The organism is Cellulomonas sp. Root485 (assembly GCF_001426705.1).
GTDB lineage: Bacteria > Actinomycetota > Actinomycetes > Actinomycetales > Cellulomonadaceae > Cellulomonas.
The window spans coordinates 1,049,479-1,062,573 of the sequence record NZ_LMFC01000002.1; the positions used below are offsets into that span (position 1 = coordinate 1,049,479).

Genomic DNA, 13,095 nt, shown 5'->3' on the forward strand with positions numbered 1-13,095 from the left:
GACGGTGGGCGTGCCAGAGTGGCGTCGTCAGCTCACGCGAGGGGGTCAGTGATGGAACAACGGCTGAGGGTCCGGCACGTCGGCGCGCTCCTGGTGGCACTGGGGGCGCTGTCGCTGTCCGGCTGCGCGTCCCCGACCTCCATCGAGGACTTCTCCGGCCTCCCGACGATCCCTGTCGCGGCCGAGGGGGAGGGCGCCGAGCCGGAGCTCGAGCAGGTGGACGTCCCCGAGGGGGAGACCAGCGTGGTCTACCTCGACTACGGCGACCGGCTGGCCCTGGTGACGTGGGGGAGCTCGACGTGCCCGATCGTCGGGACGGACATCGAGGTCGTGGAGGACGCGAGCAGCGGGAACTCCGTGCGGATCGAGACGAACGAGATCCCCGCCGACGCCGTCTGCACCTCCGACTTCGTCCCGCACACGACGATCTTCGGCACGCCCGAGAACACGACGACGACGAAGCCGCTGAGCGTCGACGTCAACGGCGAGGAGATCGTCGTCCCCGTCAAGTAGCCGCGGGCCGCTCACCGGTCGCCGCTCCTCGGACCCTCGTCCTGGGTGATCCCCGTGAACACCCGGAGTGCAGCCTGCTGACGGAGGTCACACCACGGTGCGGGACCACAGCTGGTTGTTGCCGCCGGTGCAGTCCCAGAGGTTCAGGACGGTGCCGTTGGCGGTCGACCAGCCGGGCACGTCCAGGCACCTGCCAGAGCGTCGCTCGACGATCCGCACGTACCCGCTGCCGGCGCTCTGCAGCGTGAACTGCTGGTTGGTCCCGCCGTTGCAGTCCCACTGCTGCACGTAGGCGCCGTTGGCGGTGCCGGACCCGTCCAGGCACCTGCCGGAGTGGGCCGACCGGATACGCACGTAGCCGCTGCCGACGTCCTCGACGGTCCACCGCTGCCACGCCCCGCCGTTCCACGCGTACTGACCCACCCGCGCGCCGTTCGACGTGTTCGGGTTCTGCACGTCGAGCACCAGCCCGCTGTGCCGGTTGGTGATCCGCTCGGTGCCGCTGCCGGCGTAGCCGGTGTCGAGGATGACCGTGCCGTGCCGGCAGCCCGAGCACCCGACCTGGGACAGCCCGCTCCACGACGTGAGGTTGGTGCTGGTCGACGTCCACATGCCGCCGCTGGGGTAGCGGTCGATGTAGGCGCGGTAGGTGCCGTCCGACTGGAGCACGACCGACGGGCCCTCGTGGTACTGCTGCCAGAGGGTGCCCTGGTTGGTCCAGCTGGTGAGGTTGGTCGAGGTCCAGCGCTCGATCCACTTGGTCGACTCGTTCTTGACGAACGCGTGGTACGTCGAGCCGCTCTTCACGATGTACGTGTCGATGTGGTTCGCCGGGATGCCCAGGGCGGTCGGGCCGCTCCACGACGACAGCCCGCTGTTCTGCGCGGTGTAGACGTACGGCGTGAACTGGTAGCCGGACGTGCCGAGGCTGACGACGACGCGCACGGTGCTGCCGTCGACGAAGAACTCCGGCGCCCAGGTGTAGGCCGTGCCGCTGATCCCGGCGGCGACGGTGGTGACGTGCGTCCAGTCCCGCAGGTTGGTGCTGCGGGCGATGTTGAAGGTCGTCGACTGCGTCGTCCAGGACTGGACGGTGTACGCGATGTAGTAGGTGCCGTCGCGCTTGATGATGCTCGGGTCCCGGAGCGCACCGGACGGACCCCGGTAGTTGGTGTCGGCGAGCGCCGAGAAGGTCGTCGCGTCCGACGACGTGTAGACCCACAGCTCCTGGTCGGCGGCGGCGTCGCCCTTGAACGTCGTGTAGATGTACGCCGTGGCGGCCTGCGCCGGGGGCGCGGTCGCGACGGCCACCGCCGCGACCAGGGCGAGCGCGAGCGCCGCGAGGACGGCCCAGAGGCGCCGGGAGAGTGGCTGCGTCATGCGGGACTCCTTTGTCCGCCGTGCCGGTGCGGACATGTTAGCGCTCACATGTCCCAAGTCAACGGCCCAGTGACTCGGAGCGCCCGCACATCGGATCGGGGCATTTCCCCCACACCGGGCCGGACTGCTCCTACGCTGCGAAGATGACGACACCACCCGCGGGGTCCGCACCGACGCTGGACCGGCGCCTCGCCATCCTGCTCGCGATGGCGATGTTCGTCCTGGTGGTCGACACCTCCTTCATGAACGTCTCCATCTCGGCCGTGGTCGCCGACCTCGACACGACGGTCAGCGGTGTCCAGTCGGCGATCGCGCTCGAGGCCCTCGTGTCGGCGGCGTTCATCCTCATCGGCAGCAAGGTCGGAGACCTCGCGGGCCGCAAGCGGGCGTACGTGCTGGGGCTGCTCGCGTACGCGACGGGCGCGGTCGCGATGATGCTCGCGCAGAGCCTCACCGCGGTGATCATCTTCTGGGCGATCATCGGCGGCCTGGGCGCGTCGCTCCTGCTGCCCTCCATGCAGTCGCTGATCCACGGCAACTTCACCGGCGGCAACCAGGTGAAGGTCTACGCGCTCGTCGGTGCGTCCGCCTCGATCGCCGCGGCCGTCGGCCCCCTGCTCGGCGGGTTCATCACCACCTACCTCTCGTGGCGGGTGGCCTTCGGGCTCGAGGCGCTGATCATCGTGGTCGTGCTCAGCGGCATCAAGCTGGTCAAGGACGTGCAGTACACGGGCGACCGCTCGATCGACCTCGTCGGCGCGGGACTGTCCGCGCTCGCGATGGGCGGCATCGTCCTCGGGATCCTCGTGTGGCAGGAGGGCGGCGAGGCCGTCGGCGCGCTGATCGCCCTCGGCGGCATCGCGCTCGCGGCCCTCGTCTGGTGGCTGCTGCGCCGCAAGCGTCAGGGCAAGCCCGTGCTGCTCGACCCCGACCTGTTCCGGCTCCCGCTGTTCCGCGTCGGGGTGTCCCAGCAGACGCTCCAGCAGATCACGCTCGGCGCCGCCATGATCACGCTGCCGATCTTCCTGCAGATGGTGCTCGAGTACGACGCGATGGCGGCGGGCCTCTCGCTGGCACCCCTGTCGCTGAGCATGTTCGCGATGGCCCTGCTCGCCGGGAAGCGCGCGGGGCGGCGCCGGCCCGCCACGATCGTCCTGGTGGGCTTCACGCTGGTCGTGATCGGCATCCTCGTGCTCATCCCGATCGTCCCGCGCGCGACGTCCGGCTGGTACCTCGTGCTGCCGCTGCTCGTCGTCGGCTCCGGCCTCGGCCTGCTCGTCTCCCAGCTGAACAACTACACGCTGTCCCCGATCACCGAGGAGCGCGTCAGCGAGGCCGCCGGCGTCAACTCGGCCGCCGGCTCGTTCGGGCTGTCGTTCGGGCTCGCGTTCGCCGGTGGCGTCATGCTCGCCGCGCTGTCCCTCGGGTTCACCGCCCAGGCCGACGCCAGCACGGTCCTCTCGCCCGCGGAGCAGACCCAGGTGGCCACCGCGCTCGAGGAGGACGCCGAGCTGATGAGCAACACCGCGCTGGAGGAGACCCTCGTCGGCCAGCCGGAGGACGTGCAGGCCGAGATCCTGCGCATCAACACCGAGGTCCGGCCGCGCGCCCTGCAGATCGCACTCCTCGTCCCGCTGCTCGCCGGCCTCGTCGGGGTGGTCAACGGCGTCCGGATGCGGCGGCTGCCCGACCCGCAGCCGAACGCTGCCGTCGAGGGTGCGTCGCTCGGCGGCTAGGTCGCCTCGGCGACGGCAGCGGCCAGCCGCGCGACCGCCTCGTCCAGCCGTGCGTCGACCAGGTTCCCGTACCCGACGACGAGCGCCGGGGCGGACGCCACCGGGGCGATGCGGTACCGGGCCGCCGGCATGGCCCGCACGTCGCGCCGAGCGGCGAGCCGCGCGACGCGGTTCTCGTCCACGCCGGCCGGAAGCCCCAGCACCACGTGCAGCCCCGCAGACAGTCCCGTCACGGGCAGGCCCGGCAGGTGCCGTTCGAGGGCGACGAGCAGGGCCGCCCGCCGGCGCCGGTACCGGGCACGTGCCGAGCGCAGGTGACGGTCGTAGGCGCCGTCGGCGAGCAGTGCGGCGCACGCGAGCTGGTGCAGCGACGGCGGGGCGCTCGTCCGGACGTCGAGCCCGGCGCGCGCGGCGGGGACGTCGTCGGGCGGGACCAGCCACCCGACGCCGAATCCCGCGGCGAGCGTCTTGCTCAGGGAGCCCAGCAGTGCGACACGGTCGGGCGCGAGCGCGCGCAGGGCCGCCACCGGGCGACGGTCGTAGCGGAACTCGGCGTCGTAGTCGTCCTCGACGACCACCCCGTCGACGGAGCGGGCCCACCGCACGAGCGCCTCGCGCCGGGCGGGCGCGAGTGCGGCGCCGACGGGGAACTGGTGGGACGGGGTCACCAGGGCGACCCTCGCGCCCGTGCGCCCGGCCGCGGCGACGAGTGCGTCGGTGTCCACCCCGTCGGCGTCGACGGGCACCGGGACGGGCCGTAGTCCGGCCGCCGCGGCGACGTCGCGCAGTCGCGGCCAGCTCGGGTCCTCGACGAGCACGGAGTCGTGGCCCGCGGCGCGCAGCGCGCTCGCCAGGCGCGTCATGCCGTCCGCCGCGCCATGCGTCACGACGACCGCGTCCGCGTCGACGAGGACCGCCCGCGTCACGGCCAGCCGGTCGGCCAGCGCCTGCCGCAGGGCGGGGACGCCGCGAGGGTCCGGCGCGACGAGGTCGCCCGGTGTCGCGGACGCGACCGCCGTGCGGACCGCCGCGACCCACGCCGCGCGTGGCAGGTGGCGCAGGTCCGGCACCCCCGGCCCGAGGTCGAACGCCGGCCGCGGCTGGACCGGCGGCGCGACGGCCCGGGTCGCGGTGAGGGTCGGCCAGGACGTGGCGGCGACGCGGGTGCCGGCGCCGGTGCGCGCGTCCAGCGCGCCCTCGGCCACGAGGGCTCCGTAGGCCTGGGTGACCACCCAGCGGGAGACGCCCAGGTCCCGGGCCAGCGCCCTGCTCGGCGGGAGCGGGTCGCCCGGGCGGAGGCGGCCCTCGCGGACGGCGGCGCGCAGCGACCGTTCGAGCGCGACGTGGACCGGCTCGCCGCCCTCGATCGTGACGAGCGCGTCGCCGACCCAGCGATTGGTCTGGTCGTCTGCCACAGGAATGGACCGTACTCCCGGTCCGCTGCGCGCCTAGCGTCGGACCTGTCACCAGATCGCACGAGGAGAACACCATGCAGCAGCGCACCATCGGCTCCGGCTCCACCTCCACCGACGTCAGCGTCCTGTGCCTGGGCACGATGCGCTTCGGCACGCACACGCCGCGCGAGACGGCCTTCGAGGTCCTCGACCGCTTCGTCGACGCCGGCGGCACGTTCCTCGACACCGCGAACAACTACAACGCGTGGGACGCGGGCGGCCACGGGCACGAGAGCGAGGACGTCATCGGCGCCTGGCTGGCGTCGCGCGGGCTGCGGGACCGCGTCCGCATCGCGACCAAGTGCGGCGCCGCCAAGAAGGACCCGAACCTGCCCCTGTCGAACACGCCGCCGACGAACTTCCAGGGGCTGGCCGCCGAGACCCTCCACCGCGAGGCTGCCACCAGCCTGCGCCACCTGGGCGTCGACCGCCTCGACGTCCTCTACGGGCACGTGGACGACCGCGACACCGCGCTGGAGGAGACCGTCGGCGCGTTCGGCAAGCTCGTCGCCGACGGCGTCGTGGGCGTGCCGGGGATCTCCAACGTCACGACGTGGCGGGTCGTCGAGGCCCGCGAGACCGCGGCCCGGCTCGGCGTCGAGCCGTACGGCCTCGTCCAGCAGCAGGGCAGCTACGTGTACCCGAGCCCGACGCCGTACCGGTCCAACTGGGTGTCCGGCGACCTGCTCGACTACGCCGCGTCCACCGGCGTCGACGGCCGCCCGCCGCTCGCCGTGACCGTGTACTCGCCGCTGCACCAGGGCGCGTACACGCGCGCCGACAAGTCGCTGTTCGGCGGCGCCGACCACCCGAGCAGCCGCCGACGGGTCGAGGTGCTGCACGAGGTCGCGCGCGAGGCGGGCGCCACGGCGAACCAGGTCGCGCTCGCGTGGCTGCTGGGCGGCCCGACACCGGTCATCCCGATCGTCGGGGCGCACACGGTCGCGCAGCTCGACGAGTCGCTGGGCGCGCTCGACCTCGTGCTCGACCAGGAGCTGCGCACGCGGCTCGACGAGGCCTGACTGTCGCGGGTCTCAGTCGGTGGCGAGGCGTCGTTCCATGAGGACGACGTCTCGCCACTGTCCCTCCAGCGGCCCGTAGGTCATGCGGCCGAGCCGTTCCCGGGTGCCGACGACGCGGAACCCGGCCGCGGTGTGCAGGGCGATGCTCGCGGAGTTCTCCGGGAAGATGCCGGACTGCACGGTCCAGACGCCACCGGCGGCCGCCGAGTCGAGCAGCGCGTCGAGGAGCGCCCGGCCGACGCCGCGTCCGCGCGCTGCCGGGTCGACGTACACGGAGTGCTCGATCACGCCGGCGTACACGCACCGGTCGGACACCGCCGACGCGGCGGCCCAGCCGAGGACCCGGCCGTCGTCGTCGACGGCGACGAACCGGTGGTCGCGGACCTTGCCGGCGTCGAAGGCGTCCCACGTCGGCGGCGCGGCCTCGAAGGTGGCGTGCCCGGTCGCGATGCCGTCGGCGTAGATGCGCTCGACCTGCGCCCAGTGCTCGGCGGCCAGGGGCTCGATGCGCACCGCGGTCACGCGGCGCTCCTGGTCAGGTGGGTACCGAGGTGGCGGGTCACCTGCTCGAGCGCACCGGGCACGAGCGCGAAGTAGGCCCACACGCCGCGCTTGTCGCGGGTGATCAGGCCGGCGTCGGTGAGCACCTTGAGATGGTGCGACACGGTCGGCTGGCTCAGGCCGACGGGCTCGATGAGGTCGCAGACGCAGGCCTCCGCACCGTCGTGCGCCGCGATGAGGGACAGCAGCCGCAGTCGCGCCGGGTCCGCGAGCGCCTTGAGCGTGCGGGCGAGCTGGACGGCATCCTGATCGCTGATCGCCGCGCTCGTGGCGGGGGTGCAGCACGCGGCGGGGGTCGAGACGGGCAGCAGGTCCAGAGGCATGTGGCAAGTATGCCGCGGAGATTGACGGCTGTCGATATTGACACCCATGGATGTCTGGTGCAGAGTCGGCATCGAACACATCGACACGCATCGATATCTGAGGAGACATCATGGACGACGTCCGCGAGCAGGTCCGCCAGCGCTACGCCCTCGCCGCAGTGCAGACCACCGACGACGGGTGTTGCGGCGGGTCGTGCGGGCCCACGGACGAGAGCTTCGGGCAGGCGCTCTACGACGCGACGGAGGTCGCCGGCATCCCCGTCGAGGCGGTCGCCGCGTCGCTCGGCTGCGGCAACCCCCTCACGGTCGCGGAGCTCGCGGCGGGCGAGCGGGTCCTCGACCTGGGCTCGGGCGGCGGCATCGACGTGCTGCTCTCTGCCCGCCGGGTCGGACCCACCGGGTTCGCGTACGGGGTCGACATGACCGACGAGATGCTCGCGCTGGCACGGGCGAACGCGGCGAAGGCCGGCGCGACCAACGTGGAGTTCCGCAAGGGCACCATCGAGGAGCTGCCGTTCGCGGACGCCTCGGTCGACGTCGTCATCTCGAACTGCGTCGTCAACCTCTCGCCGGACAAGCCCGCCGTCCTGGGCGAGGTGTTCCGGGTGCTCACGGACGGCGGCCGGGTCGGCATCTCCGACGTCGTCGCCGAGGACCACCTGACCCCCGAGCAGCGCGCCGAGCGCGGTTCGTACGTCGGCTGCATCGCCGGCGCGCTGTCCCGCTCGGAGTACCTCAGCGGCCTGGCCGACGCCGGGTTCGTCGACGCGGACGTCACCTTCACCCACCAGGTCGCCGACGGCATGCACGGGGCCGTCGTCCGCGCCCGCAAGCCCGCCAGGGAGGACTGATGCACCCGGACCTGTACTTCGTCGTCCACCAACAGCGCGAGCGCGAGCTCGACGAGAGGCTGCGTCGGCGGCTCGTCGCCGAGGAGCGCGCGACCCCGAGGACCGCGGGCGCACGGCGTCCCCGGCTCACGCGGCTCGTCTCCTGGGTGCAGTCCGCGCGGCCCGCACCCCGTCCGGCGCCCGTGTGCTGCCCCGCCTGAGTCCCACCACGACCGAAGGATCCGCATGACCATCCAGCACCCCGACCTGCCCGTCGTCGTCATCGGCGCCGGGCCGGTCGGCCTCGCCGCCGCCGCGCACCTGCGCGAGCGGGGTCTCGAGCCGCTCGTCCTCGAACAGGGCGACACCGTCGGCGCCGCCGTCGCGTCGTGGGGTCACATCCGTCTGTTCTCCCCGTGGCGGTACGCGATCGACGCCGCCGCGCGCCGGCTGCTCGACGCGACCGGCTGGGTCGCACCCGACCCCGACGAGCTCCCCACGGGCGCCGATCTCGTCGAGCGCTACCTGTCCCCGTTGGCCACGACGACACCGATCGCCGCGCACGTCCGCACCGGCACGCAGGTCCTCGGCGTCTCCCGGGACGGAGCCGACCGGACGCAGTCCCTCGGCCGCGAGCGCCGCCCGTACCGCGTCCGGACGCTCACGGCGGACGGCGAGGTCCGGGACGTCATCGCGGCAGCCGTCCTGGACGCCTCCGGGACGTACGGGCACCGCAACCCCGTGGGTTCCGGGGGTCTGCCCGCCGTCGGTGAGGTCGACGCGCAGGATTACCTCGCCGGACCGCTGCCCGACGTCCGCGGCGTCGATCGTGCGCGGTTCGCCGGCCGGCACACCCTCGTGCTCGGCATGGGCCACTCCGCCGCGAACAGCCTGCTCGCCCTCGTCGACCTCGCGCGCGACGAGCCCGGGACGACCATCAGCTGGGCCATCCGCGGAGGGTCGGCACGGCGGCTGTTCGGAGGGGGTGCGGACGACGAGCTGCCCGCCCGGGGTCTGCTCGGCAGCCGCCTGCGCGCCGCGGTCGACGCCGGCGCGCTCACGCTCCTGACCCGGGTGTCGATCGACCGCCTCACCCCCGACGGCGACACGGTGCACGTGTCGGGGACGGCGCGCGACGAGCAGATCGCGCTCGACGTGCACGCGATCGTGGACGCCACGGGCTTCCGGCCCGACCTCGACCTGCTGCGCGAGATCCGCCTGGACCTCGACCCGGTCGTCGAGGCACCCCGGGAGCTCGCACCGCTCATCGACCCGAACCTCCACTCGTGCGGGACCGTCCCGCCGCACGGCGAGAGCGTGCTGGCGCATCCCGACGCGGGGTTCTACCTGGTCGGGATGAAGAGCTACGGCCGCGCGCCGACGTTCCTGCTCGCCACCGGCTACGAGCAGGTCCGCTCGATCGCGGCGGCGCTCGCCGGGGACCGCGCGTCGGCCGACGAGGTCCAGCTCCAGCTGCCCGCGACGGGGGTCTGCTCGACGGACACCGCCGCCGACGGCGCGGACGCGGCGGCATGCTGTGGCACAGCGGCCGGTCCGGTCGCCGTCTCGTTGACAGCACCGGTGCTCGGCTTCCGGTCCGGTGTGCTGCACGGACGCAGTGGCGATCTCCCCGGGGGCCTCGCGTGACCACGATCCTGTTCGTGTGCGTCCACAACGCCGGACGCTCGCAGCTCGCGGCCGGCCTCGCGGCCGCACGGGCCGGCGTCGACGTCGTCATCGCGTCGGCGGGCACCGACCCGGACGACGCCGTCAGCGCCACCGTCCTCGCGTCGCTGGCCGAGCTCGGCATCGACCGCAGTGCCGAGGTCCCGCGCCGGCTGACCCCTGAGCTCGCTGCCGAGGCGGACGTCCTCGTCGCCCTCAAGCCGGGGCTCGACCTTCCTGCCCACCCCCGGGTCGAGACGTGGCCGCTGCCCGACCCGGCGGCGTGGGACGTGGACGGCGTCCGACCGCTCCGCGACCACATCGACGGACTGGTGGCGGACCTGCTGCGACGGCAGTCCGTCGCACCGGTCGGCAGTGTCCGGCGCGACTGACGGGAACGTCGCGCCGTCGTTGATTGTTCAACTGGGGGAAATCATTCGGAAACGGTTGGCGTGACACCCTCGACGGAGCATCCCGACGCCCCGGTGTGCGCGCGCCGCTCCCGGGTCCTGAGGACGCCGGCGCCACCCCCGGATCGAGGAACACATGACACTGCATGACGTGCTGGTGGTCGGCGAAGCCCTGATCGACCTCCTCGACGACGGCATGACCATCCGCGAGCGCGTCGGCGGGAGCGCCGGCAACGTGGCCGTCGGACTGGCGAGGCTCGGGCGGGACGTCGTGCTGCACACGGACCTCGGGCACGACGAGCGCGGCGAGGAGATCGCGGCGTACCTGTCCGACGAGGGCGTCCAGCTGTCCGGGTCGTCGTTCGGCGCGGCCGCCTCGTCCGTCCAGCGGGCGGTCGTCCGGTTCGACGGCTCGGCGTCGCACGACTTCCGGGTCCACTGGGCGCCCTCGCCCGACCCGGGGACCTTCGACGCCCGGTGCGTCCACGCGGGGTCGCTCGCGGCCTACGTGGAGCCGGGCGCGGGCACGGTCCTCGACCTCGTGGAGCAGGCGCACGGCCGGTCCCTGGTGACCTTCGACGCGAAGGTCGAGCCCGCTCTCGTCACGTCGCGGGAGGCGGCCGTCCGTCGGACCGACGACTTCGTGCAGCTCGCCGGGATCGTCAAGACGAGCGAGGCCGACCTGGCCTTCCTCCACCCGGACGTCCCCGCGGTCGACGTGCTGCGCGACTGGGTGGCCCGCGGTCCGGACCTCGTGGTCCTGACCCGTGGGGCGCGCGGCGCGACGGCGGTCACCGCGCGGGGCATCGTCGACGTGCCCGCCGTCCCCGTCCTGTACGCGGACGAGGTGGGCGGGGCCGGCGACGCCTTCATGTCGAGCCTCATCGACACCGCGCTGAGCTGGGACGCGGACGTGAGCATGCGCTGGCTGCGCTCGGGCGCCCCGGTGGTGGAGCAGGTGCTGATCCGCTCGGTGCGTGCCGCGGCGCTGACCATCGCTCGGCTGGGAGCGGTGCCACCGACCGCGGCGGAGCTCGCGGTCGCCCCGACCAGCGCCTGAGGTCTCGTCAGCAGTCGACGAGCGCCCTGGACCGGCGGAAAGTTAGTGACTAACATTTCCGGGGTGAGCATGAGCCCGCCGGTGGTCGGCGTCGGCACGAAGTCGGGACGTACCCGCGCCCGTCTGCTCGCCAGCGCCTTCGAGCTGTTCGGCGAGCAGGGGTACGACCAGACCACCGTTGCTCAGGTCGCGCAGCGCGCGGGCGTGACGGAGATGACCTTCTACCGGCACTTCCGCAGCAAGGCCCAGCTCGTGGTCGACGATCCTTACGACCCGCTGATCGCTGCGGCGATCAGCTCCCAGCCCCGGGAGCTCCCCCCGATCGTCCGGGCGGCACGGGGCGTCCGGGCTGCATGGGAGGGGCAGCCGCTGGATGACGACGACACCCTCAAAGCACGCATCGCGCTGGCCGGCGCGACGCCGAGCCTGCTTCCGGCGATCCGCGCGGGTACCGCCGCGACCGAGGAGGCCATCGCCGAACAGCTGGTGGCCGGCGGCACGTCGCCGCACGACGCCGCCGTCTGCGCCGCCGCTGTCATGGGTGCCCTCATGACCGCGCTGCTCGACTGGCCACGGCGGGAAGGCGTCACCCTCGGCGGCGCCATCCTGCGGGCCCTCGACCTTGTGGAGCACGGACGATGACAGACACGCTCTTGCAGCTGGCGGGCGTCGCCTACACCTACCGAGGCGGTGCCGGTGTCCATGACGTCGACCTCGAGGTCCGTGCGGGCGAGGTGCACGCGCTCGTGGGTCTCAACGGCGCAGGGAAGTCGACCCTGATGAAGCTCGTGCTCGGCATGCTCCGGCCCCAGCGAGGCACGGTCGAGGTCCTCGGCGAGGAGGTCGGCGACGCGGGCCGCGAGGTGTGGGGAGCCGTCGGCGCGCTCGTCGAGCACCCGCTGGCGTACGGCGAGCTCGACGCGGCGACGAACCTCGCCCTGGCGGCCCGCCTGCACGGAGTGGCAGCGCGTGACGTCGCAGGGACGGTCGACGCGGTGCTGGACGAGCTCGACCTCGCGACGTACGCGGGAGTCCTGGTGCGCCGGTTGTCGGCGGGCAACGCACAGCGGGTCGGACTGGCCGCCGCGCTCGCCCATCGCCCCCGGCTGCTGGTGCTCGACGAACCCACGACCGCGCTCGACCCGGCCGGGATCATCACGCTGCGTGAGGCGCTGCTCCGCCGTGCCGCTGCGGGAGCAGGCGTCCTCGTCTCCAGCCACCATCTGGACGAGGTCGCTCGCATCGCCGACCGGATCTCGGTCATCGCCGAGGGTCGGATGATCGGCTCGCTGGACCCGGGTGGCGTCGACATCGAGCGTGCATTCTTCGCCAAGGTGCACGAGGCGGTGACCCGGTGAACGGCTTCCGGACGGCCATGGTCGTCGAGGCGCGCAAGGCGACGGCATCGTCGACGTTGCGCGCGACCGGGGTGCTTCTCGCGCTCGGGGTGCCGGCGATCGTCGCGGCGATCCTGGCGGCGGCGCACGGTGGCGGTACACCGCAGGCGCGTGCGCAGATGCTCGCCAAGCTGGGCCCGGAGATCGCCAAGGCCGACTGGCATGCCCTGGTCCTCGCGTCCACCCAGGTCACGGCCGCTGCGTCGGTGTTCGCGTTCGGGCTCGGAGCAGCGTGGCTCGTCGGCCGCGAGTTCGCCGACGGCACAGCCCCGGCCCTCTTCGGGCTCCCCGTGAGCCGCCCGGCGATCGCCGCGGCCAAGCTCGTCGTGCACCTGTGCTGGGCCGTCATCGTCTCGTCGGTCCTGGCCGTGACCCTCGCTCTGGTGGGGCTGGCCTTCGGGCTCGGTGTGCCCGGAGCGGAGGTGGTCGCCGGTCTCGTCCGGATCGTCGTGCTCGGCACGCTCTCCGCTCTCATCGCGCTCGCGGCCACGGTCGCGGCGACGCTCGGCCGTGGCATCCTGCCCGGCGTCGCCGTCGCGGCCGTGACCATCGTCGTCGCACAGATCACGGTGTTCACGGGCGCGACGGCGTGGGTCCCGCTCGCTGCTCCTGCCCTGTGGGCCATGGATCCCGGTGCGGTGTCCGCCGGCCCCTTGACCCTCGTGGTGGCCTTCGGTGCGGCGTGCGCCGCCCTGACCATCGCCCTGTGGGACCGGCTGCAGCTCGTGCGATGACAGGCTGCGG

At 73.2% G+C, this 13,095-nt stretch carries 15 protein-coding genes; 11 read left to right on the forward strand and 4 right to left on the reverse strand.

What is annotated here, in order from left to right:
* Positions 1-51: 51 nt before the first annotated feature.
* A complete protein-coding gene (locus ASD16_RS13330) occupies positions 52-513 on the forward strand; it encodes a hypothetical protein (protein WP_055917943.1) in 462 nt (153 codons plus the stop codon).
* A gap of 87 nt (positions 514-600) precedes the next feature.
* Here ASD16_RS13330 and ASD16_RS21460 read toward each other — a convergent pair whose 3' ends face one another.
* Complete coding sequence (locus ASD16_RS21460; RefSeq protein ID WP_082570830.1) at positions 601-1,893, reverse strand: RICIN domain-containing protein; 1,293 nt, start codon at positions 1,891-1,893, stop codon at positions 601-603.
* Between the two features lie 143 nt (positions 1,894-2,036).
* Between ASD16_RS21460 and ASD16_RS13340 the strand changes: the two genes are divergently transcribed.
* Complete coding sequence (locus ASD16_RS13340) at positions 2,037-3,629, forward strand: MFS transporter (protein WP_055917946.1); 1,593 nt, start codon at positions 2,037-2,039, stop codon at positions 3,627-3,629.
* Here the strand turns inward: ASD16_RS13340 and ASD16_RS13345 are convergent.
* Positions 3,626-5,044 (reverse strand): PLP-dependent aminotransferase family protein, encoded by a 1,419-nt coding sequence (locus ASD16_RS13345; protein ID WP_055917949.1) that lies wholly within the window; start codon positions 5,042-5,044, stop codon positions 3,626-3,628. The two genes, ASD16_RS13340 and ASD16_RS13345, sit on opposite strands and share 4 nt — an antisense overlap.
* Positions 5,045-5,118: 74 nt before the next feature.
* On the opposite strand from ASD16_RS13345, the gene ASD16_RS13350 reads away from it, so the two are divergent.
* Positions 5,119-6,105 (forward strand): aldo/keto reductase, encoded by a 987-nt coding sequence (locus ASD16_RS13350; RefSeq protein ID WP_055917952.1) that lies wholly within the window; start codon positions 5,119-5,121, stop codon positions 6,103-6,105.
* A 12-nt stretch (positions 6,106-6,117) separates the two neighbouring features.
* Here the strand turns inward: ASD16_RS13350 and ASD16_RS13355 are convergent, their stop codons facing one another.
* Together ASD16_RS13355 and ASD16_RS13360 are read right to left on the reverse strand one after the other, a co-directional pair.
* Positions 6,118-6,627, reverse strand: a complete 510-nt coding sequence (locus ASD16_RS13355; RefSeq protein ID WP_055917955.1) for a GNAT family N-acetyltransferase — start codon at positions 6,625-6,627, stop codon at positions 6,118-6,120.
* Positions 6,624-6,989 carry a metalloregulator ArsR/SmtB family transcription factor gene (locus tag ASD16_RS13360; RefSeq protein ID WP_055917958.1) on the reverse strand — a complete coding sequence of 122 codons (366 nt, stop codon included), beginning with the start codon at positions 6,987-6,989 and terminating at the stop codon, positions 6,624-6,626. Before ASD16_RS13360 ends, ASD16_RS13355 begins: the two co-directional genes overlap by 4 nt.
* A 110-nt stretch (positions 6,990-7,099) precedes the next feature.
* On the opposite strand from ASD16_RS13360, the gene arsM reads away from it, so the two are divergent.
* The 8 genes from arsM to ASD16_RS13400 all read left to right on the forward strand — a co-directional run bounded on the left by arsM (position 7,100) and on the right by ASD16_RS13400 (position 13,085).
* Entirely contained in the window at positions 7,100-7,840 is a 741-nt protein-coding gene (arsM, locus tag ASD16_RS13365; RefSeq protein WP_055917960.1) for an arsenite methyltransferase, read from the forward strand.
* A complete protein-coding gene (locus tag ASD16_RS13370) occupies positions 7,840-8,040 on the forward strand; it encodes a hypothetical protein (RefSeq protein ID WP_055917963.1) in 201 nt (66 codons plus the stop codon). Before arsM ends, ASD16_RS13370 begins: the two co-directional genes overlap by 1 nt.
* A 25-nt stretch (positions 8,041-8,065) precedes the next feature.
* Positions 8,066-9,466, forward strand: coding sequence for an FAD-dependent oxidoreductase (locus tag ASD16_RS13375; protein ID WP_055917966.1), 1,401 nt, complete (start codon positions 8,066-8,068; stop codon positions 9,464-9,466).
* On the forward strand, positions 9,463-9,876 hold the full coding sequence (locus ASD16_RS13380) for a low molecular weight phosphatase family protein (RefSeq protein ID WP_055917975.1): 414 nt from the start codon (positions 9,463-9,465) through the stop codon (positions 9,874-9,876). The genes ASD16_RS13375 and ASD16_RS13380 overlap by 4 nt, the downstream gene beginning before the upstream one ends.
* Positions 9,877-10,030: 154 nt before the next feature.
* Positions 10,031-10,954, forward strand: a complete 924-nt coding sequence (locus ASD16_RS13385; RefSeq protein ID WP_055917978.1) for a PfkB family carbohydrate kinase — start codon at positions 10,031-10,033, stop codon at positions 10,952-10,954.
* A 69-nt stretch (positions 10,955-11,023) separates the two neighbouring features.
* Complete coding sequence (locus tag ASD16_RS13390) at positions 11,024-11,596, forward strand: TetR/AcrR family transcriptional regulator (protein WP_055918453.1); 573 nt, start codon at positions 11,024-11,026, stop codon at positions 11,594-11,596.
* The gene (locus ASD16_RS13395) at positions 11,593-12,312 is read left to right on the forward strand and encodes an ABC transporter ATP-binding protein (protein WP_055917981.1); all 720 of its coding nucleotides are present in this window, start codon (positions 11,593-11,595) and stop codon (positions 12,310-12,312) included. Before ASD16_RS13390 ends, ASD16_RS13395 begins: the two co-directional genes overlap by 4 nt.
* The gene (locus tag ASD16_RS13400; protein ID WP_055917984.1) at positions 12,309-13,085 is read left to right on the forward strand and encodes an ABC transporter permease; all 777 of its coding nucleotides are present in this window, start codon (positions 12,309-12,311) and stop codon (positions 13,083-13,085) included. The genes ASD16_RS13395 and ASD16_RS13400 overlap by 4 nt, the downstream gene beginning before the upstream one ends.
* Positions 13,086-13,095 lie beyond the last annotated feature (10 nt).